General features: G+C 64.1%; 25 protein-coding genes and 2 pseudogenes. 14 read left to right on the plus strand and 13 right to left on the minus strand.

Annotated features, from left to right (window positions below):
- Positions 1-267: 267 nt before the first annotated feature.
- Together KZZ07_RS23075 and KZZ07_RS23080 are read left to right on the plus strand one after the other, a co-directional pair.
- Entirely contained in the window at positions 268-1866 is a 1599-nt protein-coding gene (locus KZZ07_RS23075) for a phosphoenolpyruvate carboxykinase (RefSeq protein ID WP_219517912.1), read from the plus strand.
- A gap of 338 nt (positions 1867-2204) precedes the next feature.
- A complete protein-coding gene (locus KZZ07_RS23080) occupies positions 2205-2750 on the plus strand; it encodes a DUF3859 domain-containing protein (RefSeq protein WP_219517914.1) in 546 nt (181 codons plus the stop codon).
- Between the two features lie 51 nt (positions 2751-2801).
- Here KZZ07_RS23080 and KZZ07_RS23085 read toward each other — a convergent pair whose 3' ends face one another.
- The 5 genes from KZZ07_RS23085 to pobA all read right to left on the minus strand — a co-directional run bounded on the left by KZZ07_RS23085 (position 2802) and on the right by pobA (position 6739).
- Positions 2802-3632: a 3-oxoadipate:acetyl-CoA acetyltransferase gene (locus KZZ07_RS23085; RefSeq protein WP_219517917.1), complete on the minus strand. Its 831-nt coding sequence runs from the start codon at positions 3630-3632 to the stop codon at positions 2802-2804.
- Positions 3633-3741: 109 nt separating this feature from the next.
- Positions 3742-4362 carry a protocatechuate 3,4-dioxygenase subunit alpha gene (pcaG, locus tag KZZ07_RS23090; protein WP_219517918.1) on the minus strand — a complete coding sequence of 207 codons (621 nt, stop codon included), beginning with the start codon at positions 4360-4362 and terminating at the stop codon, positions 3742-3744.
- A gap of 3 nt (positions 4363-4365) precedes the next feature.
- A complete protein-coding gene (pcaH, locus tag KZZ07_RS23095; RefSeq protein WP_219517927.1) occupies positions 4366-5094 on the minus strand; it encodes a protocatechuate 3,4-dioxygenase subunit beta in 729 nt (242 codons plus the stop codon).
- Positions 5095-5106: 12 nt separating this feature from the next.
- Positions 5107-5520: a 4-carboxymuconolactone decarboxylase gene (pcaC, locus tag KZZ07_RS23100; RefSeq protein WP_219517929.1), complete on the minus strand. Its 414-nt coding sequence runs from the start codon at positions 5518-5520 to the stop codon at positions 5107-5109.
- A gap of 49 nt (positions 5521-5569) precedes the next feature.
- On the minus strand, positions 5570-6739 hold the full coding sequence (gene pobA, locus KZZ07_RS23105) for a 4-hydroxybenzoate 3-monooxygenase (protein WP_219517932.1): 1170 nt from the start codon (positions 6737-6739) through the stop codon (positions 5570-5572).
- Between the two features lie 93 nt (positions 6740-6832).
- Between pobA and pcaQ the strand changes: the two genes are divergently transcribed.
- The 5 genes from pcaQ (at position 6833) to KZZ07_RS23130 (ending at position 11229) form a co-directional block, all read left to right on the plus strand.
- The gene (pcaQ, locus tag KZZ07_RS23110) at positions 6833-7756 is read left to right on the plus strand and encodes a pca operon transcription factor PcaQ (RefSeq protein WP_219517933.1); all 924 of its coding nucleotides are present in this window, start codon (positions 6833-6835) and stop codon (positions 7754-7756) included.
- A 181-nt stretch (positions 7757-7937) separates the two neighbouring features.
- On the plus strand, positions 7938-8438 hold the full coding sequence (locus KZZ07_RS23115; RefSeq protein WP_219517935.1) for a type III secretion system chaperone family protein: 501 nt from the start codon (positions 7938-7940) through the stop codon (positions 8436-8438).
- Between the two features lie 186 nt (positions 8439-8624).
- A complete protein-coding gene (locus KZZ07_RS23120) occupies positions 8625-10022 on the plus strand; it encodes a tannase/feruloyl esterase family alpha/beta hydrolase (RefSeq protein WP_219517957.1) in 1398 nt (465 codons plus the stop codon).
- Between the two features lie 60 nt (positions 10023-10082).
- Complete coding sequence (gene proC / locus KZZ07_RS23125) at positions 10083-10895, plus strand: pyrroline-5-carboxylate reductase (protein ID WP_219517966.1); 813 nt, start codon at positions 10083-10085, stop codon at positions 10893-10895.
- Entirely contained in the window at positions 10888-11229 is a 342-nt protein-coding gene (locus KZZ07_RS23130; protein ID WP_219517968.1) for a tRNA-binding protein, read from the plus strand. The genes proC and KZZ07_RS23130 overlap by 8 nt, the downstream gene beginning before the upstream one ends.
- On the opposite strand, the gene KZZ07_RS23135 is transcribed toward KZZ07_RS23130, so the two are convergent.
- Positions 11226-11471 carry a hypothetical protein gene (locus KZZ07_RS23135; protein ID WP_219517970.1) on the minus strand — a complete coding sequence of 82 codons (246 nt, stop codon included), beginning with the start codon at positions 11469-11471 and terminating at the stop codon, positions 11226-11228. The two genes, KZZ07_RS23130 and KZZ07_RS23135, sit on opposite strands and share 4 nt — an antisense overlap.
- Before the next feature lie 102 nt (positions 11472-11573).
- Here KZZ07_RS23135 and KZZ07_RS23140 point away from each other — a divergent pair, with 102 nt between their 5' ends.
- Complete coding sequence (locus KZZ07_RS23140; protein ID WP_219517972.1) at positions 11574-12692, plus strand: beta-ketoacyl-ACP synthase III; 1119 nt, start codon at positions 11574-11576, stop codon at positions 12690-12692.
- Here the strand turns inward: KZZ07_RS23140 and KZZ07_RS23145 are convergent.
- A complete protein-coding gene (locus KZZ07_RS23145; protein WP_219517974.1) occupies positions 12656-13978 on the minus strand; it encodes an MFS transporter in 1323 nt (440 codons plus the stop codon). The genes KZZ07_RS23140 and KZZ07_RS23145 overlap by 37 nt on opposite strands.
- 145 nt (positions 13979-14123) lie before the next feature.
- Here KZZ07_RS23145 and KZZ07_RS23150 point away from each other — a divergent pair, with 145 nt between their 5' ends.
- The gene (locus KZZ07_RS23150) at positions 14124-15041 is read left to right on the plus strand and encodes an MBL fold metallo-hydrolase (protein WP_219517976.1); all 918 of its coding nucleotides are present in this window, start codon (positions 14124-14126) and stop codon (positions 15039-15041) included.
- 54 nt (positions 15042-15095) lie between these two features.
- Here the strand turns inward: KZZ07_RS23150 and KZZ07_RS23155 are convergent, their stop codons facing one another.
- The gene (locus tag KZZ07_RS23155; protein WP_219517978.1) at positions 15096-15683 is read right to left on the minus strand and encodes a thymidine kinase; all 588 of its coding nucleotides are present in this window, start codon (positions 15681-15683) and stop codon (positions 15096-15098) included.
- Between the two features lie 204 nt (positions 15684-15887).
- Between KZZ07_RS23155 and KZZ07_RS23160 the strand changes: the two genes are divergently transcribed.
- Positions 15888-16346 carry a hypothetical protein gene (locus tag KZZ07_RS23160; RefSeq protein WP_219517980.1) on the plus strand — a complete coding sequence of 153 codons (459 nt, stop codon included), beginning with the start codon at positions 15888-15890 and terminating at the stop codon, positions 16344-16346.
- 75 nt (positions 16347-16421) lie between these two features.
- On the opposite strand, the gene rimO is transcribed toward KZZ07_RS23160, so the two are convergent.
- Positions 16422-17783 carry a 30S ribosomal protein S12 methylthiotransferase RimO gene (gene rimO / locus KZZ07_RS23165; protein ID WP_219517983.1) on the minus strand — a complete coding sequence of 454 codons (1362 nt, stop codon included), beginning with the start codon at positions 17781-17783 and terminating at the stop codon, positions 16422-16424.
- A gap of 45 nt (positions 17784-17828) precedes the next feature.
- Between rimO and KZZ07_RS23170 the strand changes: the two genes are divergently transcribed.
- Positions 17829-18074 (plus strand): hypothetical protein, encoded by a 246-nt coding sequence (locus KZZ07_RS23170; protein WP_219518000.1) that lies wholly within the window; start codon positions 17829-17831, stop codon positions 18072-18074.
- A gap of 36 nt (positions 18075-18110) precedes the next feature.
- Here the strand turns inward: KZZ07_RS23170 and KZZ07_RS23175 are convergent, their stop codons facing one another.
- Positions 18111-18701: a GcrA family cell cycle regulator gene (locus KZZ07_RS23175; protein WP_219518002.1), complete on the minus strand. Its 591-nt coding sequence runs from the start codon at positions 18699-18701 to the stop codon at positions 18111-18113.
- A 117-nt stretch (positions 18702-18818) separates the two neighbouring features.
- Here KZZ07_RS23175 and KZZ07_RS23180 point away from each other — a divergent pair, with 117 nt between their 5' ends.
- From KZZ07_RS23180 to KZZ07_RS23190, 3 genes are all read left to right on the plus strand, one after another.
- Positions 18819-19628 carry an ABC transporter permease gene (locus KZZ07_RS23180; protein WP_219518005.1) on the plus strand — a complete coding sequence of 270 codons (810 nt, stop codon included), beginning with the start codon at positions 18819-18821 and terminating at the stop codon, positions 19626-19628.
- A 123-nt stretch (positions 19629-19751) separates the two neighbouring features.
- Positions 19752-20402: an OmpA family protein gene (locus KZZ07_RS23185; RefSeq protein WP_219518007.1), complete on the plus strand. Its 651-nt coding sequence runs from the start codon at positions 19752-19754 to the stop codon at positions 20400-20402.
- A 9-nt stretch (positions 20403-20411) separates the two neighbouring features.
- A complete protein-coding gene (locus KZZ07_RS23190; protein WP_219518009.1) occupies positions 20412-23783 on the plus strand; it encodes a caspase family protein in 3372 nt (1123 codons plus the stop codon).
- 185 nt (positions 23784-23968) lie between these two features.
- Here KZZ07_RS23190 and KZZ07_RS28290 read toward each other — a convergent pair.
- The 3 genes and pseudogenes from KZZ07_RS28290 to KZZ07_RS28150 form a co-directional block, all read right to left on the minus strand.
- A pseudogene (locus KZZ07_RS28290) lies at positions 23969-24076 on the minus strand (integrase core domain-containing protein); the annotation flags it as partial.
- A 117-nt stretch (positions 24077-24193) separates the two neighbouring features.
- The gene (locus tag KZZ07_RS28145) at positions 24194-24631 is read right to left on the minus strand and encodes a DDE-type integrase/transposase/recombinase (RefSeq protein ID WP_219518013.1); all 438 of its coding nucleotides are present in this window, start codon (positions 24629-24631) and stop codon (positions 24194-24196) included.
- A 51-nt stretch (positions 24632-24682) separates the two neighbouring features.
- A pseudogene (locus KZZ07_RS28150) lies at positions 24683-24969 on the minus strand (transposase); the annotation flags it as partial.

Raw genomic sequence — 24969 nt, forward strand, 5'->3', positions numbered from 1 at the left:
CTTAACTGCGAATCGGGCACGCCGCCTGGGTCCATCCGACGCGAATTTGGAAAAGGAATGGCTAAAATGCCTCACCGGTTTGCGTCGCATTGATTGCAGTTCGGCAGCTGCCCGCCGTGGTATCGCTAAACCCGCGCTTGGTAGCGCAAACTGCGCTCTTGCGTCCTGTTCATGTCGAAAAGCGGCATGTTAAGAGGTCTGGCATCGGCGCTGTATGTCGCCGCATACAACTATTCTTGATCAGCGCGATCCACAGGAGCAAGGCAGATGACATTTGGACGGGTGAACCCTCAGTTCCGGCTTGAAGACCAGGGCATCGAAGGGCTCGGAAATGTCTATTACAACCTCATGGAGCCAGCGCTGATCGAAGCGGCGCTCAAACGGGGTGAGGGCACGCTGGGCAAAGGCGGCTCTTTCCTCGTGACCACCGGGACTTACACGGGCCGGTCACCCAAGGACAAATTCGTCGTCCGCACGCCCGCGGTCGAAGACAGCATCTGGTGGGAGAACAACCAGCCGATGGAGGCCGAGGCCTTTGACCGGCTGCACGCCGACATGCTGGAACACATGAAGGGCAAGGACTACTACGTCCAGGATCTGGTCGGCGGCGCCGACCCGGCCAATGCCATCGACGTGCGCATGGTAACCGAACTGGCCTGGCACGGCCTTTTCATCCGCCACATGCTGCGCCGTCCCGACCGCGAGGACCTGGACAGTTTCACCGCGGATTTCACCATCATCAACTGTCCGACCTTCAAGGCCGACCCGGAAAAGCACGGCTGCCGCACGGAAACGGTCATCGCGCTGAACTTCGACAAGAAGCTGATCCTGATCGGCAACACCGAATACGCCGGTGAGAACAAGAAGTCGGTCTTTACGCTGCTGAACTACATCCTGCCCGGCAAGGGCATCATGGCGATGCATTGTTCGGCCAACCACGCGCCGGGCAACCCGGTCGATACCGCCGTTTTCTTCGGCCTGTCGGGCACCGGCAAGACCACGCTGTCGGCTGATCCGTCGCGCGTGCTGATCGGCGACGACGAACACGGCTGGTCGGATCGCGGCACCTTCAATTTCGAAGGCGGCTGCTATGCCAAGACCATCAACCTGTCAGCCGAGGCCGAGCCGGAAATCTATGCCACGACCGAGAAATTCGGCACCGTGATCGAGAACATGGTCTTCGACCCCGAGACTTTTGATCTGGACTTCGAGGACGACAGCCTGACGGCCAACATGCGCTGCGCCTACCCGCTGCATTATATCTCGAACGCGTCGAAGACCGCCTTGGGCGGTCACCCCAAGAATATCATCATGCTGACTTGCGATGCCTTCGGCGTGCTGCCCCCGATCGCGCGGCTGACCCCGGCGCAGGCCATGTATCACTTCCTGTCGGGCTTCACCTCCAAGGTGGCAGGCACCGAGCGCGGTGTGACCGAGCCGGAACCCACCTTCTCGACCTGCTTCGGCGCGCCCTTCATGCCGCGCCGCCCCGAGGCCTACGGCAACCTGCTGCGTGACAAGATCGCCAAGCATGGCGCCACCTGCTGGCTGGTGAACACCGGCTGGACCGGCGGCGCCTATGGCACTGGCTCGCGGATGCCGATCAAGGCGACCCGTGGGCTGCTGCACGCCGCGCTGGAGGGCAAGCTGGCCCAGGCCGAATTCCGCAAGGACCCGAACTTCGGCTTCGAGGTTCCGGTCTCGGTCGAGGGCGTGCCGGAACTGCTGCTGGACCCGCGCAAGACCTGGGACGACAAGGCGGCCTATGACGCGCAGGCGGAAAAGCTGGTGCAGATGTTCGCCGACAACTTCGAACAATATGTTCCCTACATCGACGACGACGTGAAAGCCGTCGCCATCGGTTGATCCGGTCGATCACCAGGAACAAGACGGTCAAAGCCCTCCGCATCGCGGGGGGCTTTTTCGTTTCCGGATCCCCGGGAAGATTGGCCATTGCGGTTGGAATCTTCACCGCCCTTCCAGCGCCCAACGTCTTCAAACTTGCGACAATGGCCTTTTGCACCTGTCTCAGTCGCCTGGGGCGCTCGCGGATCTTCGCCCGGTGAAACTGCGCCTTTGGCCAATGGCCGCGCACCTGTGCGTCCAAGTGTATTTCAAGTGGCAAGGCGGGTAGGCAAAACCTGCCCCTGCACCTAACCTGAGGCCGTGCTAAACTGTGGTTCCAGTTTCCGGGAGATGACGACATGCACGCCAAACCGCTTGCCCCCCTGATTGCTGCCGCGCTGGTCGGGGGCCCCGCCCTGGCCGATGTCGGGGCCTTTGTCGAACCGCCTCTGACGCTCGAAGCCTTCGGCGTCATCTGCGAAGTCGAGCTTCAGGGCACGCGCCCCGCGCCGGACACGCTGTCGGGTCTTCTGAACCTTGTCGACCAGGATCGCCCGATCGACGTCGAGACGGTGCAGGTGCCGGCCGAAATGGGGCTTAGCTTTGGCATCCGCGCCAGCCTGGCCCCCGGCGCTTCGGTGCCCGAGGTGACGATTGTCGTCACCCATCCACCGATGGGCCCGGAAGGGCGCACTGTCGAGCGCTGGGTGACGCCGATGAATTTCGGCGATGTCTCGCTGAACCTGTTCACCTTCGAACGGGACTATGAGCTGGTCGAAGGCGCCTGGATGTTCCAGGTGGAACAGGACGGCAAGGTGTTGCTGCAACAGCCATTCGAGGTCACGGCCCCGGGGACCGTTCCAACGGTTCAACAGGCCTGTTTCGCCGCCGGGGTCATCTCCTGACCCTGACCAGGGGGCGTAGGGCGGGGTTTACCCCGCCGCGCCCTTTGTCTTTCAGGCCGCCCGCAGCCCAAGGATCTCGCGCGCCTGCTGCCAGGTTGCGACCGGACGCTCGTATTTCTCGCACAGGTCCACGGCCCGCGTGACCAGCGCCGCGTTCGAGGGCGCCAGGGAGTCCTTGTCCCAGCGCACGTTGTCCTCAAGCCCGGTGCGCGTATGGCCCCCTGCCGCGATGGACCATTCGTTGACCTCGACCTGGTGACGCCCGATCCCCGCCGCGCACCATTCTGCCTCGGGCGCCAGCCGCTTGACCGTCTCGATGTAGTAATCGAACACGTTGCGGTCACAGGGCATCGCGTTCTTCACGCCCATGACGAACTGCACATAGAGTTTGCCCGGAATGCGCCCGTCGCGGTTCATCTCGGCAGCCTTGAAGATGTGGCTGAGGTCAAAGGCCTCGATCTCTGGCTTGATCTCGTAGGTGCGCATCTCGGAGGCCAGCCAGTCCACCAGGTCCGGCGGATTCTCGTAGACGCGGGTCGGAAAGTTGTTCGATCCCACCGACAGCGAGGCCATGTCGGGTCGCAGCGGCAGCATCCCGCCGCGCGTCTTTCCGGCGCCGGACCGTCCGCCGGTCGACAGCTGGATGATCATGCCGGGGCAGTGTTTCTTCAGTCCCTCGACCAGCCGTGCAAAACGTTCCGGGTCCGAGGTCGGCGTCTCGTCCTCCATCCGAACATGGGCATGGCAGATGCTGGCCCCGGCCTCAAAGGCGGCCTGGGTGCTTTCGACCTGCTCCTCGATGGTGATCGGCACCGCCGGGTTGTCCTTCTTGCGCGGGACAGAGCCTGTGATGGCCACACAGATGATACAGGGTTTGGTCATGACGGGCGCTCCCCTCGCTGGCGTCGTGTCGGGTGACGGCAGGATAATGCGTTTTGCGGACAGGAAAAAGCCGGGACGGTTACAACACCGCCCCGGCCCGGGTATCATTTCATACGTCGAAGAAGACGGTTTCGTCCTGGCCCTGAAGCTGGATGTCGAAACGATAGACGGTCTTGCCGTCTTTTTCGCTGCGCTTCGCCAGCAGCGTGGCGCGGCGGCGTTCCCATTCGATGATGTTCATCACCGGGTCTTCGGCGTTGGCCTCTGCCTCGTCGTCGAAATAGATCCGTGTGTTGAGGCCGAGGTTGATGCCGCGCGCCACCACCCAAAGGTTGATATGCGGGGCCTGAATGCGGCCGTTGCGGCCCGGCGTCTTGCCCGGCTTGACCGTGTCGAACCCCCATTCGCCGGTGTCGAAATCGGTGATCACCCGGCCCCAGCCGCGAAATCCCTCCTCGACCGCGCCGCCGCCTTCGGGATGGGCGTAGATGCCCTTGGAGTTGGCTTGCCAGGCCTCCAGCAGCACGTCCTTGATCGGCGATCCCGTGCCGTCGATCACCAGGCCCTCGACCCGGATGCGTTCACCTTCGGCATTCGGCCCGGCGATGTCCCAGCCCAGTTCCCGTTCGTAGATGTCGAACCCCGCGGCGCCCGGCGCCAGCCCGATGTGGACGTAGGGCCCGGCCGTCTGCGAGGGCGTTTCCTTGAGGTAATTCAGCTTCTGGAGCATGGATCAGTTTCCTTCCAGACGGTTTTCGAACAGCGTCGAGCGACGCCCGCGCAGCACGATGTCGAACTTGTAGGCGATGGTATCCAGCGGAATGGTCGAATTCATGTCCAGCACCGCCACAAGGCTGTCGATGGCCTCCTGGTTGGGGATGCTTTTCACGATCGGACAGAGCGGGATCAGCGGGTCCCCTTCGAAATAGATCTGCGAAATCAGCCGCTGCACAAAGCCCGAGCCGAAAACCGAGACGTGGATATGCGCCGGACGCCAGCTGTTGACGTAGTTGCGCCAAGGATAGGCGCCGGGCTTGACCGTTCGGAAATAGTAATAGCCGTTCTCGTCGGTCAGGGTCCGCCCGCAGCCGCCAAAGTTGGGGTCGATGGGCGCAAGATAGGTGTCCTTCTTGTGACGATAACGCCCACCCGCGTTGGCCTGCCAGATTTCGACCAGCGTGTTGGGCACGGGCCGCGCGTTTTCGTCCAGAACCCGGCCGTGCAGGATGATCCGCTCGCCAATCGCGCTTTCGCCGGCCGTGGCGTAGTTGTGGATCAGGTCACGGTCCATCGGGTCGATGTCGTTGTGACCGAAGACCGGGCCGGTGATCTCACCGACAGAGTTCTGCAGGCTGATGAGCGAATACTGCGGCGAGCGCGCCACGCTCGTCTTGTATTCCTTGACGTAGGCGGGCGGGTGCCAGTCCCGGTCCCGTTGGTAGAATTCGCCTTGATCGGGCATGTCGGTCTCTCCTCACTTGTCCCCGGACTGCGCGTTTGCCTGCCCTGTCTCAGGGCCGTCCATCTCGGCATAGGTCTGCTTTGCCAGTTTCAGCGCGTGGTTGGCGCGTGGCACACCGGCATAGATCGCGACGTGCTGAAACGCTTCCAATACATCCGCCTTGCTGGCGCCCGTCCGGGCGGTGGCGCGGATGTGCATCGGGATCTCGTCGAAATTGCCCAGCGCGGCCAGCAGTGCCAGCGTCAGCATCGAACGCTCACGGTCGCTGATCCCGTCAGAGGCCCAGACAGTCCCCCAGGCGCCTTCGGTGATCAGGGTCTGGAACGCCTCGTCAAAAGGTGTCTTGGCCGCCTCGGCGCGATCGACATGGGCATCGCCAAGAACGCGGCGGCGTACCTTCATGCCAGCGTCGTATCGGTTGGTCATGCGGTCCTCCGTTCGGGCCGGGCCCGGGTTCGCGTTGACACCCCGGCCATCAGTAGGGCAGCCCGATGTAGTTCTGCGCCAGCACAGATTGCGCGTCGCGATTGGAGCGCAGGAACTCGATGTCGGCAAGCTGGATCTTCAGATCGAATTCGTTCTGATCGGGGAAGCGATGCAGCAGCGTGGTCATCCACCAGCTGAAACGCTCGGCCTTCCAGATCCGGGCCAGTGCCTTTTCCGAGTATGTGTCGATGCCCTCGCTGTCGCCGGTCTGATAATATTGCACCAGCCCGTTATAGAGGTAGTGGATGTCGCTGGCGGCAGTGTTCAGCCCCTTGGCGCCGGTCGGCGGCACGATATGCGCCGCGTCGCCACAGAGGAACAGCCGCCCCCAGCGCATCGGTTCTGTCACGAAGGACCGCAGAGGCGCGATGCTCTTTTCGATCGACGGGCCGGTCACAAGCGCCTCTGCCGCCTCGGTCGGAATGCGGCGCTTGAGCTCTTCCCAGAAGGCGTCGTCGGTCCAGTCATCCGGGCTGTCCGACAGCGAACACTGGATGTAATAGCGGCTGAGGTTCTCATTGCGCATGGAACAGAGGGCGAAACCACGCTCGGAACTGGCATAGATCAGCTCCTCGTTCACCGGCGGGGTTTCCGACAGGATGCCCAGCCAGCCGAAAGGATAGAGTTTCTCATATTCCTTGCGCACGGTCAGCGGGATGGTCTGGCGGCTGACGCCGTGGAACCCGTCGCAGCCGGCAACGAAATCGCAGTCGATGCGCGCCTCGGCCCCGTCCACTTCGTAGGTGACATAGGGGGCGTCGCCGTCGGCATCCTTGATCTGTACGTTTTCGACGTTGAAGACGATCTTGCCGTCCGCCTTTTCCCGCGCCTCGTAGAGGTCGCGCGTCACCTCCGTCTGACCGTAGACGACGACGTGGCTGCCGGTCAGCTCCTTGAAGTTGATGCCGAACTGCTCTTCCCCGTAGGAGATGATCGTGCCGTCATGCACGAAACACTCACGGTCCATGCGTTCACCCACGCCGGCCTCGTGCATCAGGTCGACCATCCCGGTTTCCAGGATGCCCGCGCGGATGCGGCCCAGGACATAGTCCTTGGTCTTGCGTTCCAGAACGACGCTGTCGATGCCTTTCTTGTGCAGCAATTGGCTGAGCAGCAGGCCCGACGGGCCGCCACCGATAATGCAGACTTGGGTACGCATGATGTCCTCCGCTTTGACGCAAGACTAGAATGAACCTGTGCGCTATGTAAAATGACGCTTTCAGCCGGATACTTGTCAAAAAGGGAAAGTGAAATGCTGGACCGCCGGATCAAACTGCGCCACCTCGAGACGGTGACAGCGATTGCGCGTCAGGGCAGCCTCAAGGGCGCCTGTGCAGAGCTGAACCTGACCCAGCCCGCCCTGTCGAAGACCCTGAAGGAACTTGAAGAGATCCTGGGCGCCGCCTTGATGACCCGGGACCGTGGCGGCGTGCGGCTGACCCCCGAGGGCGAGGTGTTCCTGGAGTTCGCGGGACAGAGCCTCGCCGCGCTGAGGCGCGGGGTGTCCGGTGTGACCGAGTTGCGCGAAGGCGGCGCCGAGGTGCTGCGGGTGGGCGCCCTGCCCTCGGTTGCAGTGCGCCTGATGCCGCGTGTCGTGGCACGGTTCCGCGCGCTGTCGCCCTCGACCCGGCTGGTGCTGCGCGACGGGGCGCACGGCGCGTTGACACGCGACCTGCAATCCGGCGCGCTGGATCTGGTGATCGGGCGCATGGGGGCGCCGGACAGCATGGCCGGGGTCAGTTTCACGCAGCTTTACCAGGAAGGCGTCGTCTGCGTCGTGCGCAGCCAGCACCCCCTGCTGGCCCGCCCCGCGCTGGCGCCGCAGGACCTGGCGAACTGGCCCGTGCTCTACCCGCCCGAAGGCGCCGCAATCCGGCCGCTGGTGGATCGCTGGTGCCTGGCGCAGGGGCTTGCCCCTTTCCGTGACAGGATCGACTGCGTTTCCGGTGCCTTCGGGCGGCGGTTCCTGCGGCAGTCGGACATGCTCTGGTTCATTTCCGAAGGCGTCGTGGCGCCGGAAATCGGCGATGGCGCCCTTGCTGCGCTGCCGCTGGACCTGGGATTGACAGCCGGTCCCGTGGGCCTGATGACGCGGCCCGACAGTGCCGCCTCACGCTCGCGCCAGTTGTTCGAACGCGCACTCAGACACGAAGCGGAGTCTTTACCCATATCGTGACGCCGAATCGAACTCGTCCACAACTTAATGCGGTAATTATCAAAATATCGCTTTACACACCCCTATTTGGACAGGCACCATATCTGGTAAGGGCGCGGGGATAGCCCGCAGACCCTAGAGCAGGCAGCAAGTGCTGGGGGTGAATCACCAGCTTCGGCGCTATAATCAAAGGGGTGTCCTTATGGCCCTGTCCGAGCAGTATCTCAACGACGACTTGCATCCGATCGACCTTGTCGAGCATATCGCCGAGTTCAACGATTGGGATTTCGACCGCATCGCGGACGACCAGATCGCGATGGCGGTCGAAGGTCAGTGGCGCACCTACTCGATCACCCTGGCCTGGTCTGCCTTCGACGAGACCCTGCGGATGATCTGCACCTTCGAGATGGAACCGCCAGAGGCGCGGCTGCCAGAGCTCTACGAAGGGCTGAACCTGATCAACGACCAGTGCTGGGCAGGCGCCTTCAGCTATTGGCCCGAGAACAAGCTGATGGTCTACAAGTACGGGCTGGTCCTGGCCGGTGGAAACGTCGCCAGCGCCGAGCAGATCGACACGATGATCGGCGCCGCCGTCATGAGTTCGGAACGCTATTATCCGGCGTTCCAGCTGATGGTCTGGACCGACAAGAGTGCCCGGGACTCCATGCAGGTCGCCATTGCCGAGGCATACGGGCGGGCCTGACGGCCCGATGGGGGCTCTGCCCCCGCCTCCCTTCGGTCGCCTCCCCCGGAGGTACTTGGACCAGGAAGAAACATCAGGGGCGGCGCAATTGCGGCGCCCTTTTTCGTTTCACCCGGGATTTCCCTTGAGTTGAATCAGGGGCGCGGCAATTCTGCCGACACAAGAAAACCCCAGGGAGGAAAATCCATGCAAACCCGCCTTTCGGCGCTGGCTATCCTATTGGCCGGGTCCAGCCCGGCCCTGGCCCAGCAGGACGCCGCATCCTGTGCCGCGTTGCGCGACACGGTCCTGAGCGCCGCTCATGTCCAGACCGCCCGCGTGGTCGAGGTCGAAGGCCTGCCTGCCTATTGCGAGGTGCGCGCCACCGCCCTGCCCGCGATCAACATCGAGGTGCGCCTGCCGCTGGATGGCTGGAACGGCAAGTATTACCAGGCCGGTTGCGGCGGCTTCTGCGGCATCCTTGGCCGGGCCGATGCCGGAGGCGGCTGGGTCAATGCCATGCGTCCGGGGCTGGAACGGAGCTATGCCACGGCTACCTCAGACAGCGGGCACCACGGGCTGTCGGTGGTCGACGCGGGCTGGGCGCAGGGCAATCCCCACGCGGAACGCGACTGGGGCTGGCGCTCGATCGGCGAAACCAACCGCGTGGCACAGGCGCTGATCGGGGCGTTTTACGGCAACGCCTCGGAACAGGCGATCTTTCAGGGCTGTTCGACCGGCGGGCGCATGGCCCATGTCGCCGCGCAACGCTACCCGGAGATGTTCGACGGCATCATCTCGGGCGCACCGGCGATGGATTACACCGGGTTGGTGGCCACCAAGATGGCCTTCCTGGTGCAGGCAAATACCGCGCCCGACGGCAGCCAAATCCTTGGCCCCGAGGAGGCCAAGCTGATCGGCGACGCGGTCTATGAACAGTGCGACGCGGTAGATGGGGCAGAAGACGGCTTTATCGCAGACCCGCGCGCGTGTGACGTCGATTACAGCAGCCTTGGCCTGACCAACCAGCAGATGGACACGCTGATGAAATGGCGCGAAGGGCCGCGCAATGCGGCTGGCGAGCAGCTGTATCCCGGTGGTATCCCCGAAGGCTCGGAACCCTTCTGGTGGCTCTGGCTGACCGGCAACGGCACGGGCGGCGGCAAGCTGGTGCCCGCCTTCGTCACCAATTTCGGGCGCTACATGGCCTTTCCTGTCGATCCCGGCCCGGAATGGACGCCACTGGATTTCGACATGGAGACTGATCCGGCCCGGCTGTCCACGATGGCCGCCGTCTACAACGGCGACAGCCCCGATCTGTCGAAATTCCGCGCGGCGGGCGGCAAGATGATCGTGTGGCACGGTTGGGCGGACAGCATCGTGACGCCCTACAAGACCGTGGACTGGTTTGAGAAGGCCGCCGAAGCCGCCGGGGGCGAGGACGTTCTGAAGGAAAACGTCGCGCTCTTCATGGTGCCGGGCGTCGATCACTGCGGCATCCTGCCCGGCCCGGACGGGATCAATGCCGCCAGCCTCGACCCCATGACCCCGCTTGAGGCCTGGTTAAACGAGGGCACTGCGCCTGCCTCGATCATGGCAGAGTGATCTTGTCCCTCTCTTCCGGCGGGCCTAGGGTCCGCCGGAACACGAGACTAGGGGGACGTGATGCAGGATACAGATCTCGCCCGGCGCGGGCTGGCGCTCTTGGGATGCGGCAAGATGGGATCGGCGATGCTGGCCGGCTGGCTGGCGCGCGGATTGCCCGCCGGATCGGTGCGGGTCCAGGACCCGAACCCCTCGGACTGGCTGCAGGCGCAGGGCGTGCACATCAACGAGGGCTTTGGCGACAGCCCCGCCGTCGTGCTGATCGCCGTCAAGCCGCAGATGATGGGCGAGGCGCTGCCCGCGCTGCAAACCTTGCCAAAGGGCGACACGCTGTTCGTCTCCGTCGCCGCCGGCACGCCGATCACCACCTACGAGGCGCATCTGGGGGATGTCCCCATCGTGCGCGCCATGCCCAACACGCCCGCCGCCGTTGGCAAAGGCATTACCGCCATCATCGGAAATGCGCGGACCACGGACGCACACCTGAAGACCGCCGAGGATCTTCTTTCGGCGGTGGGAGAGGTCGTGCGGCTGGACAGCGAAAACCAGCTGGATGCCGTCACCGGCGTCAGCGGCTCCGGCCCGGCCTATGTCTTTCACATGATCGAATGCCTCGCCAAGGCCGGAGAGGCCGAGGGTCTGGCGCCCGAGCTGGCGATGGCCCTGGCCCGCGCCACGGTGGCGGGCGCGGGTGCTCTGGCGCAGGAAACAGGCGAAGACCCGGCGCAACTGCGCCGCAACGTCACCTCTCCGAACGGCACCACGCAGGCGGGCCTGGAGGTGCTGATGGACGAGGACAAGGGCCTGCCGCCCCTCATGCGTGCCACCGTTGCGGCGGCTGCGCGCCGGTCGAAGGAATTGGCCAATGGCTGACGAGATCACATTCGACGACTTTCTCAAGGTCGACATCCGGCTGGGCACGGTGATCCGCGCCGAACCCTTTCCCGAGGCCCGCAAACCGGCGATCAAGCTGTGGATCGATTTCGGCCCGGAGATCGGGGAAAGGAAAAGCTCGGCACAGATCACCGTGCATTACGAGCCCGAGAGCCTGATCGGCAAACAGGTCATGGCGGTGGTCAACTTCCCACCGCGCCAGATCGGGCCGATGCGGTCCGAGGTTCTGGTGCTGGGCGTGTCCGACCCGGACGGCGCCATCATTCTGATCGCTCCGGATCAGGCCGCGCCGAACGGGGCGCGGATGCATTAAAGCTCCGGTCCACTCGGGTCGGGCAGGATGCCTTTCGGCTCGCGCCGATGGAACAGCGGATCGCGGTCCTTGATGTGTTTCGACACCATCCGCGCCGCGGGCCAGGCGGTCACAAGGCCGATCCCGGCGGCGACGGCAATCGCGGTCCAACTGTACCAGTTGAAGGCAAAGAAAACGATGAGCAGCGTCCCGGCGATGCCGCTGCCGCTCATGAGGGTGAGGTAAAGCGCAAGTCGGTCCATATGTCGGTCCTCCTTTCGTTATGAGAACGCAGACCTGCCCCGACGGGTTCCCTTGACCTCGTCCCCCGCTTGCGGTCCTGTCGAGAGCAGGAGGACGCGCCCATGACACAGCCAGCGATCACCGGCCACGGGGTTTTTACCCCGGATCAGAGCATTTCCAACGACGAGCTTGTCGCCGCCTTCAACGCCTATGTCGACCGATGGAACGCCGATCACGCGGGCCGCATCGCCGCCGGAGAGGTCGAGCCGCTGACCCATTCCAGTTCCGAGTTCATCCTCTCCGCCTCCGGCATCGAAAGCCGCTTTGTGCTGGACAAGGACGGCGTGCTGGATCCTGACCGCATGTGCCCGCGCCTGCCCGCGCGCGCCGACGAGGCGCCGGGCATCATGGCGGAAATGGCGGTCGATGCCTGCACCAGGGCGCTGAAAATGGCGGATCGCGAGGGCGCAGAGGTCGACCTGGTGATCTGCGCCGCCTCGAACCACGAACGCGCCTACCCGGCGATTGCCATCGAAATCCAGCAGTTATTGGGCTGCGGCGGCTTTGCTTTCGACATGAACGTGGCCTGTTCCTCGGCCACATTCGGCATCCAGGCCGCTGCCGACATGATCCGCGCCGGCAGCGCGCGCCGCGCGCTGGTGGTGAACCCCGAAATCTGTTCCGGTCACCTCGAATGGCGCGACCGCGACTGCCATTTCATATTCGGCGACGTCTGCACGGCGGTTGTGATCGAACCGGCCTCCGAAGCGCAGGGCGATCACTGGCTGATCCACTCCACCCGCTGCGCCACGCAGTTTTCCAACAACATCCGCAACAATGCCGGGTTCCTGCGCCGCGCCCATGACCAGATGGAGGACCGGCGCGACATGCAGTTCATGCAGAACGGGCGCAAGGTCTTCAAGGAGGTGCTTCCGCTGGTGTCCTCGCACATCCTGGGCCACCTCTCCGATCACGGCTGGCAGGCGGATGACCTCACGCGGCTCTGGCTGCATCAGGCCAACAAGACGATGAACGATTTCATTGGGAAAAAGGTGCTGGGCCGCGTGCCCGAGGACGGCGAACAGCCCAACATCCTGCAGGACTATGCCAACACCTCTTCCGCCGGGTCGATCATCGCCTTTTCCAAGCACTCCGGCGACATGGGCAAGGGCGACAAGGGCGTGATCTGTTCCTTTGGGGCGGGTTATTCCGTTGGGTCGGTTCTGGTCGAACGGGCCTGATCGGCGGCGTCCTCCGCCTCTTCGGCCTCCAGCGCGTCTTCCAGGGTCTCGGCCTCCTCCTCTCCGCCGGCCAGCGCCGCCGTTTCAGGGGTCAGGCCGCGCGCCGGGGCCGACATCTGGAACGCACCCTTGTCCTCTTCCGCCACGGCCGCCCGCTGGGCGATGCGCAGCGCGGTGTAGAGGATCATCAGCACATGCGCCACGATGGTGGTCAGGAACAGCCCCGAGGCGCCCGCCGCCGACATGGCGACACCGGCGATCAGCGGCCCGGCGATATTGCCCAACCCGTAGACCATCAACAGTCCGCCCGACACCTGGATCGAGGTGCCCTCGGGCGCGTGGTCGTTCGCATGGGCCACGATGATCGGATACATCGCAAAGATCGCCGCGCCAAAGATGGACACAAGGACAAGGTTCATCATCTGATCCTGCGGCGCCAGCAGGATGAACCCGAGGTCCGCCGCCACCGCCAGCACGGCCACCACCAGCAGGACCTTGCGCCGGTCCATCCGGTCAGAGGCAAAGCCGATGGGCACCTGCGACAAGGCCCCCGCCAAGACAGGGATCGAGGCAAACAGCGCAAGCGCCCCCAGCGTCAGCCCCACCCGGTCAGCATAGACCGCCGACAGCGTGCCGAAAGAGCCGTTGGAAATCCCCACGAGAAAGACCGCCACCACCGCAACGGGTGAGTTGCGCCACAAGAGCGGCAGGTTCAGCCGCACCGAGGTCAGCGGCGCCGGGGATTCCGAGGTCGACAGCGCCGTGGGCACCAGCGCCAGGCTGTAGACGATGGCCGCCACGGCAAAAAACAGGAACCCGCTGGCATCGCCTGTCGCGATGGCCAGTTGCCCGGCGGTCGTCGCGCCAAGGTTCACCATCGTGTAGATGCCAAAGATCGTCCCCCGGGACTGCGGCGAGGCCCGGTCCGACAGCCAGCTTTCGACGATCATCGCCGCCCCGGCAAAGCAGAACCCCGACACCGCGCGTACCGGAATCCAGAACTGGGGCGTGACCAGAAGCGCCTGCAACAGGATGGCGATGGCCGCAAAGGCGCACATGACACCGAAGGCGCGGATATGGCCGACCGATCCGACGATGCGCGGCACGTAGAAACAACCCGCGACATAGCCCACGGCCCAGCCGGTGCCCAAAAGCCCCAGTTCGGTCGCCCCAAATCCCTCGGCGGCGCCGCGCACCGGCAGGATCAGACCATGCATCCCGCCCGCAAAGAGCAACAGGCCGGACCCAAGCAAAAGGGCGCTGACGGGAAGAAGCTGGCGGATCATGGCGGCAGGTTAGTGGATCATGCGCAGGCTTCAAGAACGAAGGCGGGCACCCCCGGCCCGGACGATGCGCCGCAGCCCGCAGGCTTTCCAGCCGCGCCTTGCACCGCCTAGGATCCGATACCGTTCACGACCCGAGGATTTCCCCATGCGCCGCCTTGCCCTTGCCGCTGCCGCCCTGACCCTCTGGCCTCTTGGCCTCTTGGCCCAGGGTCTTGATCCGCAACTGGTCGCGCCGGGCATCTGGGCCATCGAAGGCCCTGCCGCGCAGCGCGATCCGCAGAACCTGGGCAACAATGCCACCTTTGGGCTGATCGAAACGCCCGAGGGCGCGGTGCTGGTCGATCCGGGCGGCAGCTGGAAAGGCGCCGAGGCGCTGCACGACGTCGTGCGCGGGCTGACGGATCGCCCCGTAACCCATGTCATCAACACCGGCGGACAAGATCACCGCTGGCTGGGCAACGGCTATTGGCAATCGCAGGGCGCGCAGGTGATCACCTCTGCCGCGGCCTTCGCCGACCAGAAGGATCGTGCCTCCCTGCAGATGACCATGCTCGACGCGCTGATCGGCAGCGACGGGCTGGAAGGGACAGAACCGGCGCAACCGGACGTGATCTTTGCCGCCTCGCATGAATTGGCCCTCGGCGGCAAACGGATCGAGATCCACCATGTCGGCCCGGCGCATACCCCGGGCGACAGCCTTGTCTGGCTGCCCGAGGCGCGCATCGTCTTTACCGGCGACGTGGTCTACATCGGCCGCGTCCTCGGCGTGATGGAGTTTTCCGACAGCGCCCACTGGTTGGAGGCCTTCGCCGCGATCGAGGCACTGGAGCCGCTGCACCTGGTCCCCGGTCACGGCCCCGCAACGGATCTGGCCACCGCGCAACGCGACACCCGCGATTACCTGGCGAACCTGCGGGCACGCATCCGCGACCATATCGACTCCGGCGGGGACATTCTGGGCGCTGTCGATGTCGATCAGTCCGACTTTGCCTATCTCGACCAGTTCGACGCGCTTGCCCGGCGCAATGCGCAAACCGTCTTTGAACAGATGGAATGGGAGTGACCAGCGCCGCGCGCCGTTAGCCCCCCTGCCCGGCCCGAACTGTAGGGGTACTGTCTAGACGGCCTCGTCTCCCATCGCGGCGCGCCAGTGCCGGCGGCACAGGCTAACGTAGGTCTCGTTTCCGCCGATCTGCACCTGGGCGCCGTCACGCAGCACCTCGCCCTCCGGTCCCTGGCGGATCACCATCGTCGCCTTGCGCCCGCAATGACAGATCGTGCGCACCTCTCGCATGACATCCGCGAGGGCAAGCAGGGCCGCCGATCCGGGAAAAAGCTCGCCACGGAAATCCACCCGCAGGCCATAGGCCATGATCGGCACGTCGAGGTCATCCACCACCCGCGCCAGTTGCCAGACCTGGTCGCGCGTCAGGAACTGTGCCTCGTCGATGAAGACGCAGGCGACCGCCCCCTTGTCCAGCCGCGCCGCGATCTTGGCAAAGAGATCCGTCCGGGGGCCGAAGGTGTCCGCCGGACGCGCCAACCCGATCCGCGAGCCGATCTGGCCCGCCCCGGCGCGATTGTCCACCGCGGCGGTCAGCAGATAGGTTTCCATCCCGCGTTCGTTGTAGTTGTGCGCCGCCTGCAACAGCAATGTCGACTTGCCGGCGTTCATCGTCGAGTAGTGAAAATGCAGCTTGGCCATGCCGGGCGTCTTGCCCCAGCCCCGCAGGCAAAGCAAGCGCGGGCAGACGGCGTTTCAACCCATCGGACAAGACCATTACGTCAGGTCAACCAACGGTGCTGCCTTGACGCCCGGCGCGTTTGCACATGACATGACAATACGGGGATAATAATGGGAATGGGTATTTTGTTGTCCCCGGGAAATTGGCCGGGGTGAAGGAGAGAAATGTCAGTAGTCGGACGGTATCTGAAGAAACATATTGAGGCACTGGTCAAGGACGTCGGGATAGAGGCAGCCTGCGCGCTGACCGGCAAATCCAAGGCGACCCTCGGCCGCTATTATTCCGACTATCCCGAACATGCCGACAGGTACATGCCCGTGGATGCCGTGGCCGCGCTGGAAGAGGCCGCCTCTTACCCCCATGTCACCGCCGCGCTGGCCGAGCTCAAGGGCATCCAGCTGCAATTCGACGACAACCGGCGCAACGCCAAATCCTCGGGCGGGGTCAATTCCGACGTGATCGCGCTGTCACAGCGCTTTGCCATGCTGATGGCCGAGTACAACCAGTCGATCGAGGACGGGGTGATCTCGGCCAACGAGGCCAAACGCCTGCTCAAGGAGGCGGTGGCGCTGCAAAAGGTCCTGATCGACATGAAGCTGCACCTTGAGGACGAAACGGTCTGAGACCTATGACCTTGGCCGGTCCGGATGAAATCCAGACTGGCCAAAGAGCAAAGACGGCGCGTCGTTGCAGATGAGTCAGACCAGGCGGCCCCAGAGATCGTATTCGCCGGTTTCGTCCACCTCGACGGTCACGATCTGGCCGGGCTGCAGATGGGCCGCGCCCTCGTCGATGAAGAGGTTCCCGTCGATCTCGGGGGCGTCGGCCTTGGTCCGGCAGGTGGCGATACCATCCTCGTCAACCTCGTCGACGATCACCTCTTGCCGCGTGCCCAGTTTCGCCGCCAGCTTGGCCTCGGAAATCGCCTGCGCCTTTTCCATGAACCGCGCCCAGCGTTCGGCCTTGACCTCTTCGGGGACGTGATCGGGCAGCGCATTGGCCCGCGCGCCGGCGACGTTCTCGTATTGAAAACATCCCACGCGGTCCAGCTGAGCCTCATCCATCCAGTCCAGCAGCGTCTGGAATTCTTCCTCGGTCTCGCCGGGATAACCGACGATAAAGGTCGAACGCAGCGTGATGTCCGGACAGATCGCGCGCCATGCGGCGATCTCATCCAGCGTGCGGGTGGCAGCGGCGGGCCGGGCCATGCGGCGCAGCGTGTCCGGGTGCGCGTGCTGGAACGGGATGTCGAGGTAGGGCAGCACCTTGCCCTCGGCCATGAGCGGGATCAGCTCACGCACGTAAGGGTAAGGGTAGACATAATGCATCCGCACCCAGGCGCCGAGCGACCCGAGGTCACGCGCCAAGTCCAGAAGCGGGAATTTCGTCTCGCGGTCCTTCCAATCGGTGCCATAGGCCGATGTGTCCTGGCTGATGACCAACAGTTCCTTCACCCCCGCCTCGACCAGCTTTTCCGCCTCACGCAGAACCGCGCGGTGCGGGCGGCTGACCAGCTTGCCGCGCATGTCGGGGATCACGCAGAACTTGCAGGCGTGATTGCAGCCTTCGGAGATCTTGAGATAGCTGAAATGGCGCGGGGTCAGGCTGACGCCGCTGGCGGGCAAGAGGTCGACAAAGGGATCGGGATCGGGCGGCACGGCGGCATGGACCGCGTCCAGCACCTGTTCATACTGATGCGGGCCGGTCACGGCCAGAACCTTGGGGTGCGCGCCGGTGATATACTCGGGCTCCGCCCCCAGGCAGCCGGTAACGATCACGCGGCCATTCTCGCTCAACGCTTCACCGATGGCATCCAGGCTCTCGGCCTTGGCACTGTCGAGAAAACCGCAGGTATTGACGATCACCGCATCGGCGCCCGAATAATCGGGGGAGATGCCATAACCCTCGGCCCGCAGCCGCGTGAGGATGCGTTCGCTGTCGACCAGCGCCTTGGGACAGCCAAGGCTGACCATTCCGATGGTCGGCTGGCCGGGGCGGGCGGTTTCGGTCACACGCGCCCTGGCAAGGTCGGGGCGAAGATCAGGAGGATTCTGGGTCATGGCGCGTCATAGCGCGGGCAGGCGAACTGGGAAAGGCGACAGTTGATGGATTGGCGACAGCTTGAACAGCAGACAAGCAGCGACGGGCGGGCAAAGGTCGAGATGCAGGGCGATCCAGCCGGACATTACCGCTATGTCCTCTCCGGCTGGATAGATGCCGCGCCCGAGGACGAAGGTGCCCTGGGTGACGGGGTCTGGAGCGTCGAGGAAATCTCGGGGAACTACGGTTGGAAGACCCCCTGTCGCAACGACGCCGCGCGGGCCCTGCGGCTGCGCGGCGTCGGAACCTGAGGTTCGGGGGCGGTCAACGCCCCCGGCGCCGGTCGGTCAGCGGCGGCGGTCGCGCCGCGCGCTCATCGGCTGAAAGGCGACGCCCACATGGGCCTCGCAATAGGGTTTGCCCTGCTGGACGGGCAGACCGCAGAACCAGAAGTCCTCTGTCGCCGGGTCACCGACGGGCCATTTGCAGGTCCGTTCGGTCAGTTCCATCAGGGTCAGTCTCTTGGCCTTCTTTTCGATCTCGCTCACCTTTGCCAGGGCTTCGGGGCTGATTTCATTGGTCGAGGGCTGCGGCGGCAGCGGCTGACCGGCCGGGATGATCTGCTTGCGGGCCGGGCTGACCGCCGGAGTCGTGGCGACGGGCTGCGGCTTGGCCTCGGGGGTCGGCTCGGGCTTGTTCGCCGGCGCGGCCTTGGGCTGTGGCTTGGCCTTGGCCGCGGCCGGCTGGGCCTTGGGTTCCGGCTTGGCCTCTGCGGCGGCGGGCGCGGCCCCGGCGCGGTTCGACAGGCCCAGCCGGTGGACCTTGCCAATCACCGCGTTGCGCGTCACCCCGCCCAGTTCCTTGGCGATCTGGCTGGCCGACTGACCCTCCGACCACATCTTCTTGAGCAGTTCAACGCGTTCATCGGTCCACGACATCGGGTTCCCCCAGCGAAAAAAGCGGCCACGTGCAGGGGCCGCCGAGAGATTGAGTGACGCGCCTATACTAATCATCGCAGCCCGAGTTACAAGGCGCCGAACGGAATTGGAGGCACCATGAGCGACACACCGACATTCGCCCCCGGCGATCGCCGCTTCGGCCGGGTGAACTGGCTGGGATTCTGGACCCTGTGCAAGCGCGAGATCCTGCGGTTCACCAATGTCTGGACCCAGACCCTGCTGGCGCCGCTGGTCACGGCGGGGCTGTTCCTTATGATCTTTACCATCGCCATCGGTCCGCAGCGCGGCGACGTCATGGGCGTGGCCTTTACCACCTTTATCGCGCCTGGCATCCTGATGATGACCGTGATCCAGAACGCCTTTGCCAATACCTCCAGCTCGCTGATGGTGTCCAAGGTGCAGGGCAATATCGTCGATACGCTGATGCCGCCGCTTTCGGCGGGCGAGGTCGTGCTGGGCTATGTCATCGGCGGCACGGCGCGGGGGCTGTTCGTGGCTGTGGCCCTGTTGGCGATGTTCTGGGCCGTACTGGGCATCGTGCCGCAGGCGCCGCTGGTCACACTGGCCTTTGTCACGCTGGGCGCGGCCTTCCTGTCGGCGCTGGGGCTGATCGCGGGGATTTTTTCGCAGAAGTTCGACCAGATGGCGGCGATCACCAATTTCATCATCACGCCGCTCGCCTTCCTGTCGGGCACGTTCTACTCGGTCGAGGCGCTGCCCAAGGGGCTGTACCAGATCACCCATCTGAACCCGGTCTTCTACCTGATCGACGGCGCGCGCTGGGGCGTGATCGGTGTGTCTGACACCGCCCCCGCCCTGGGTTTTGCCATCGCGCTGGCCGCAACGATCCTTGCCTGCCTGGCCGCCTGGCTATTGTTCCGCAGGGGAACGCGGCTGAAGTCCTGAACGGGACAGGAAATGCGGACTTGCCAACTCTTCTGTCACAACAGACACTTTCCGGGTGATTGTTGACACATGACACGGGACAGGGGGCGGTTTCGGCCCCCGGCCCGTGAGGAGGCTGACGCATTGACCCGGAAATCCCTTTACCTTGCCCTGCCCCTGGCGATTGGCATGGCGCTTCCCCTGGCCGCCCAATCCGTCGAACTCAAGGGCTTTCAGTTGCCCCCCGAACCAGACGAACGCGCCCGCGCCATGAGTGACTGCCTGGCGGGCATCGCAGAGAAATGCGGCCCGCGCGTACAGTTGACCCGGCGCAGCATCGACCCCGCCAGCGTGCCGGGCACAAAGCCCGTCACCACCAACGGGCTGAAACCCCGCCTTCTGGTCAAGGACCGGACCGAGGATCTGCCCGGCGCAGCCAAGCCCGGTCCGCTGGTCAGCGTCGATGTGGAAATCTTCTTCGACTACAACAGCGCGACCCCGGCGACGACATCGCTGCCCGACATCCAGACACTGGCCACGGCGATCACGGATGAGCGCTTTGCCACAAAGCGTTTTGTCATCCTGGGTCATACCGATGCGCGCGGCTCTGACCGCTACAACCTCGACCTGTCCGAACGCCGCGCCGAAAGCGTCCGGCAAAGGCTGCAGAGCCTTTCGGGCCTCTCTGCCGACCGATTCATCTCGGCCGGGCGGGGAGAGAGCGACCTGAAGGATCCCGCACGCCCCGAAAGCGAGGTCAATCGCCGGGTACAGATCATCCTGCTGGACAGCTGAGGACATTCCATGACGCGTTTCCCCGTGACCATGCTGGCCACCGCGCTGGCCGCCCTTTTCCTGCCCACACTGGCGGCCCAGGCCGGGCCCTACGGCCTGCGCTCCGACATGAGCTGTGAGGCCCGTGTCGAGGTGACCGACCGCCTTGCCGGGGAAACCCGCGTCAGACTTGAGAGCGACAGTCTGGACGTGGGCGAACGCCTCTCCATCGACTGGGCGCGGCCCGGCTTTCCGGAACGCGAACCGATCTTCCTGATGGTCTCTTTCGACCGTCCCGTGCGCCTCTCGGGCGATGGCATGTATGCCTTGCTGCCCGGCGCCAAGGCGCCTTTTGACATTTCGTGGAACCGTGATCGAACCCGCGCGGTCATCCCCTACTACGGGCGCGGCATGCCGAAATCCGGCAACATCGCGGTCGAGCCGCTGCAATCCGGGCCACTTCGGGTGGATTGGGCCGTTCTGGGCCATAGCGGCTGTGACGAGCACGTGCAGACGCCCGGACAGGGCAGCGCCACCGTGACAGTCGCCACCGCGGGCCGGCCCGTGATCGTTGTCCGCGACAGGGTCACGGGGACGGCGCCGTCCAGCACGCTGATCAACCGCGATGGCACCCGGCACCTGCAGCTGTTCGACGGACGCTTTCGCCTGACCGATGCCGCCACGGGCGCAGAAATCATGGACAGGGTCGGGGTTCCGCATTTCTCGCCCGCCGGGCGCTACGTCGTGTTGACCGGCGGCGACGAGGCCGGGATCTACGACTCGGTCGACGGCAAACGTGTGGTTCAGGACCAGGACGGTATGCTGGTGAATTCGGACTGGAGCGCGCTGATCTGGTCCCACGACGACAGTTTCGCCTTGCAGGTCCTCTCGGGTGGCGGTCTTTCGCGGTTCCACAACTTCGTTGCCGGGCGCACCTTACTGGCAACGAACAACGGCTGCCGCATCTGCGGCGCGAACAAGAACCGCTACCTTCTGGAGCTGGAAAACAACGCCCTCGTGACCGAGGCCTACAACGAGATGACGGTCTTTCGGCTGAGCGACGGCAATCCGTTTTACAGGTTCATGCCCAAGATCACCGGGCGCGCGCGCGTGGATGCCTCGCACCGCAATCGCGCGCTCAGGGAAATCGGACGTCAACAGGCTGTGGTGGAACCGGCCATCGGGATCGGGCTCCGGTATTCCACCGAGGTGGCCATCACGCAGGCGTTTCCGACCCATTTCTCTCAGTCTTACAAGTCAAAGGAAAACCAGATCATCTCGGACGCGCTGACGCCGTACCTCGTTGCTCAGCGCAAACTGGAACCGCTGGCTGAGGGCGGCTCCGCGTCGCGGCCCCTGTCGGGCGGTGCGCTGGCGTGGCGGTCCCTGGACGCGGATGCGCCCGGGGCCGCTGACCGGATGCACAAGCGGTTGCGGGAGTTTGGCCTGCCGGTGGTCGCGGGTGAAGTCGTCGATCGGATCGACGTCGAGGAACGGTTGCCCAAGTTCGACGACCGCAAGAAATATGTCACTCCCGCAGATCGTTTCGCCGCGCAGGATCAACACGACCTCAGAGTGACCGAAGCCTATCGCGAATTCTGGACCGAGATCGCCACGAAAACAGGTGTCGATGTCACGCGCTTTGGGCGGCGGATGAGCCTGTCGTCCTGCAGCGCCGCCAACGACAAGTTGCTCGGGGATTTCCACACCCTTTGGCGATGGTCCTCTGGCGGGGCCGAGCATCGGCTGACCACATTCCAGTGCCACGAAGGCTCGGCTGCCTTCGCCTATCCGACAACCTACCTCTTTTCTTCCAACATTGACGGCGGTGTCTCCCAGTTTGAAAAACCCTGGGGAACCGTCTTTGGCCTCGACCTGCGCAATGACGGCACGAACACGGCGACGATCTGCCCCTATGCGATCGACGCCTGCTCCTTCCGGCTAAAGGCCTTCGGCGATTTGGCGATCCTGCACTCGCAAGAGGCGCTTGGCTATGCCGTGGTCGACCTGCGGACCGGCAAGGTGATTGCCAAGCAGTTCGATCTGCCGCGCGGCGATCTCTTTGACAACGTGATGATCACCGAAGACGGGCGCCACCTTGTCACGGTTCAGGAAGACGGCAGCTTTTTCGTCAATCGCCTGTCGGATTCCCGGACGGTTCTGTCCGGTCTCTACGCGGATGACGAGGTGATCGTCTGGACCGAAAACGGCCACTACGATGCCACCTCGGAAGGCGCCTATTTCGTGGCCTACACCTTTCCCGGCCATTTCGGCGAATACACTGCCCAGCAATTCGAAGGCTTCCTCAAGGTTCCCGGCCTAGCCCAACGCGTTCTGGCGGGCGTGCCTGCGCCGGACCCCGTCCGGATCACGCCACCCCCGGTCCTGCAAGCCTCGGTCATGGTCAACGGAACCAAGGTTCGGCTCGACGCGCGGGCACAGGCTTCCGTCCCCATCAAGGCCTTGAGCCTGTTTCAGGACGGATTGCGCACAGATGTCCTGCCCGGCGAAAATCTACGCTTTGACTGGCAAGAGGATATCGAGCTTCTGCCCGGGACGCGCTGGATCAGCCTTGTTGCAACGGATGAAAACGATGTCGCCAGCGTGCCATTCAGCCTGGAAGTGAACGCAGGAAAGGCTCAGCGCCAGCTTCATGTACTGTCGGTCGGGATCAATGACTATGGGGATCCTGCCCTGAACCTGACGGCGGCGGTTCCGGACGCGCGCCTGGTTGCATCGGCCCTGGCCGGGCGTGCCGGGGAAACGGTTGAGATTGCCTCGGAAACCGTCCTTCTGGACGGAGAGGCCACTCCGGACCGGATCCTGTCCGAACTGGCGGCCATCATTGAGAAAGCCCGTCCTGGCGACACGCTCGCGCTCTATTTTGCCGGTCACGGGCTGGACCTGGACGGGGGATATTACCTAGGCGCGTCCGGGACGACGCTGGACGATATCGCAGGAACGGCTCTGTCCTTTTCTTCGATCTCGTCGCTTCTGGAGGGAACGGACCTGCGCATCGCTTTGTTCATTGACGCCTGCCATAGCGGACGCGCCGGTGAAGGCCTCTTCTCTACCAACGATCAGGTTGTGGGCGGGGCCATAGATCAGATGCCCTCCGGTCTTGTGGTTCTGGCCGCTGCGAAAGGGCGCGAATTCTCGCTGGAAGACCCGGAAACGGCGCAAGGGTTTTTCGCCCAGGCTCTTGCGGAGGTGATCGTCGGGAATGCCTACGACCGCAACGGAAACGGCCTGGTCGAACTCAGCGAGTTGTTCCGCGGAACCAAAAGCCTGGTGTCATCGCGCGTCCGGGATGCGCAAGCGGGCGTTCCGGAAAAAGACCGCCTCAGCCAAACCCCCTGGATGGCGCGCAATTTGATGGTCGGAGACTTCGTTCTGTTCTGACGGATTGCCGCGCGGGCCGGTCGGTTTCAATGGCTTTGGCAAGCGGAGAAAAGCATTTGCGCGCGTGGCAGATGGGTAACCCGTCCCAAAACCAAGGGGATGCGGACGTAGAATTTTCTCAGCAAGATACCTGATGAGATTCTGATGAAGATGACGAGATTGAACGTACCACAGATCCTTGCGATCCTGCGCCAAGCCGAGATCCGCTCCTGGGCATGGCGCAGGTTTGCGAACAGGTGCTCGTTGAGGCACTCGTCCCGGAGGCGGCCGTTGAAGCTTTCGACAAACCCGTTCTGCATCACTGCCCGGCAGGGCATTGCGAAGCAATGTCCCCAGAGGGGGTTTGCCTGGCGCGATGTAGTGACACTCGACCTTTCGATCTTCCTGCCATTTCAGAATGGCATTCGACGTCAGTTCGGTGCCCCCCTCACGGCAGATTTGCCTTGCAAATCGTCTGCCGGGCAATGGTTATCGCTGACCACCAGGCAAGGATACCCGCGCGTTCGGGCGATCCGATCCAGCTCACGGGCGACACGCGCACCGCCGATGGAAGTATCTACCACGACGGCCAGGCATTCCCGGCTGAAGTCATCAATCACGTTCAGCACCCGGAACCGACGCCCCTTTTCCAGCGCGTCCGACATGCAGTCGAGCAACCACCTCTGGTACGGGCCCTGTGGGATCGCCATGGGCGCCCGCGTTCCGATGGCTCGTTTGCGGCCGCCACGCTTGCGCAAAGTCAGACCCTCTTCACGGTAGATCCGATAGAGTTTCTTCCAGTTCACCTGCCAGCCCTCTCGCCCAAGCAACAGGTGCAGCCTCCGATAACCGAAAGCGCCGCCGCTCACCGGACAGCTCCTTGAGCCTCTCTCGCAACTCTGTGTCCGAAGGCCTGATCGATCGACGTCTGTAGACGCGCGGGTCAATCCCGGCCAAGGCACAGGCCCGCCGCTGGTTGTCGTTCTTCTCCGTCACGGCCCAGTCCATGGCTCTCCGCCTTGCGCCGGGCTTCAAAAGTTTTTTCCCGGCATCTTCTTCAGCTTCGCGTTCTCGGCCTCGAGGGCCTTCAGCCGTTTGGCCTCGGACACTTCCATGCCGCCATACTTTGCGCGCCACTTGTAAAACGTGCCATCGCTCCCACTCGGGACATTGCTGCGCAATGCCTTGCCGGGCAGTGGATGCCGTG

Origin of the sequence: Mameliella sp. CS4, assembly GCF_019392335.1 — a bacterium.
Classification (GTDB): domain Bacteria; phylum Pseudomonadota; class Alphaproteobacteria; order Rhodobacterales; family Rhodobacteraceae; genus Antarctobacter.

What these genes read in the sequence shown, in the direction of transcription:
- KZZ07_RS23075 (WP_219517912.1), top strand. Translation starts at nt 268, where the DNA reads ATGACATTTGGACGGGTGAACCCTCAGTTCCGGCTTGAAGACCAGGGC.
- KZZ07_RS23080 (WP_219517914.1), top strand. Translation starts at nt 2,205, where the DNA reads ATGCACGCCAAACCGCTTGCCCCCCTGATTGCTGCCGCGCTGGTCGGG.
- KZZ07_RS23085 (WP_219517917.1), bottom strand. Translation starts at nt 3,632, where the DNA reads ATGACCAAACCCTGTATCATCTGTGTGGCCATCACAGGCTCTGTCCCG.
- pcaG (WP_219517918.1), bottom strand. Translation starts at nt 4,362, where the DNA reads ATGCTCCAGAAGCTGAATTACCTCAAGGAAACGCCCTCGCAGACGGCC.
- pcaH (WP_219517927.1), bottom strand. Translation starts at nt 5,094, where the DNA reads ATGCCCGATCAAGGCGAATTCTACCAACGGGACCGGGACTGGCACCCG.
- pcaC (WP_219517929.1), bottom strand. Translation starts at nt 5,520, where the DNA reads ATGACCAACCGATACGACGCTGGCATGAAGGTACGCCGCCGCGTTCTT.
- pobA (WP_219517932.1), bottom strand. Translation starts at nt 6,739, where the DNA reads ATGCGTACCCAAGTCTGCATTATCGGTGGCGGCCCGTCGGGCCTGCTG.
- pcaQ (WP_219517933.1), top strand. Translation starts at nt 6,833, where the DNA reads ATGCTGGACCGCCGGATCAAACTGCGCCACCTCGAGACGGTGACAGCG.
- KZZ07_RS23115 (WP_219517935.1), top strand. Translation starts at nt 7,938, where the DNA reads ATGGCCCTGTCCGAGCAGTATCTCAACGACGACTTGCATCCGATCGAC.
- KZZ07_RS23120 (WP_219517957.1), top strand. Translation starts at nt 8,625, where the DNA reads ATGCAAACCCGCCTTTCGGCGCTGGCTATCCTATTGGCCGGGTCCAGC.
- proC (WP_219517966.1), top strand. Translation starts at nt 10,083, where the DNA reads ATGCAGGATACAGATCTCGCCCGGCGCGGGCTGGCGCTCTTGGGATGC.
- KZZ07_RS23130 (WP_219517968.1), top strand. Translation starts at nt 10,888, where the DNA reads ATGGCTGACGAGATCACATTCGACGACTTTCTCAAGGTCGACATCCGG.
- KZZ07_RS23135 (WP_219517970.1), bottom strand. Translation starts at nt 11,471, where the DNA reads ATGGACCGACTTGCGCTTTACCTCACCCTCATGAGCGGCAGCGGCATC.
- KZZ07_RS23140 (WP_219517972.1), top strand. Translation starts at nt 11,574, where the DNA reads ATGACACAGCCAGCGATCACCGGCCACGGGGTTTTTACCCCGGATCAG.
- KZZ07_RS23145 (WP_219517974.1), bottom strand. Translation starts at nt 13,978, where the DNA reads ATGATCCGCCAGCTTCTTCCCGTCAGCGCCCTTTTGCTTGGGTCCGGC.
- KZZ07_RS23150 (WP_219517976.1), top strand. Translation starts at nt 14,124, where the DNA reads ATGCGCCGCCTTGCCCTTGCCGCTGCCGCCCTGACCCTCTGGCCTCTT.
- KZZ07_RS23155 (WP_219517978.1), bottom strand. Translation starts at nt 15,683, where the DNA reads ATGGCCAAGCTGCATTTTCACTACTCGACGATGAACGCCGGCAAGTCG.
- KZZ07_RS23160 (WP_219517980.1), top strand. Translation starts at nt 15,888, where the DNA reads ATGTCAGTAGTCGGACGGTATCTGAAGAAACATATTGAGGCACTGGTC.
- rimO (WP_219517983.1), bottom strand. Translation starts at nt 17,783, where the DNA reads ATGACCCAGAATCCTCCTGATCTTCGCCCCGACCTTGCCAGGGCGCGT.
- KZZ07_RS23170 (WP_219518000.1), top strand. Translation starts at nt 17,829, where the DNA reads ATGGATTGGCGACAGCTTGAACAGCAGACAAGCAGCGACGGGCGGGCA.
- KZZ07_RS23175 (WP_219518002.1), bottom strand. Translation starts at nt 18,701, where the DNA reads ATGTCGTGGACCGATGAACGCGTTGAACTGCTCAAGAAGATGTGGTCG.
- KZZ07_RS23180 (WP_219518005.1), top strand. Translation starts at nt 18,819, where the DNA reads ATGAGCGACACACCGACATTCGCCCCCGGCGATCGCCGCTTCGGCCGG.
- KZZ07_RS23190 (WP_219518009.1), top strand. Translation starts at nt 20,412, where the DNA reads ATGACGCGTTTCCCCGTGACCATGCTGGCCACCGCGCTGGCCGCCCTT.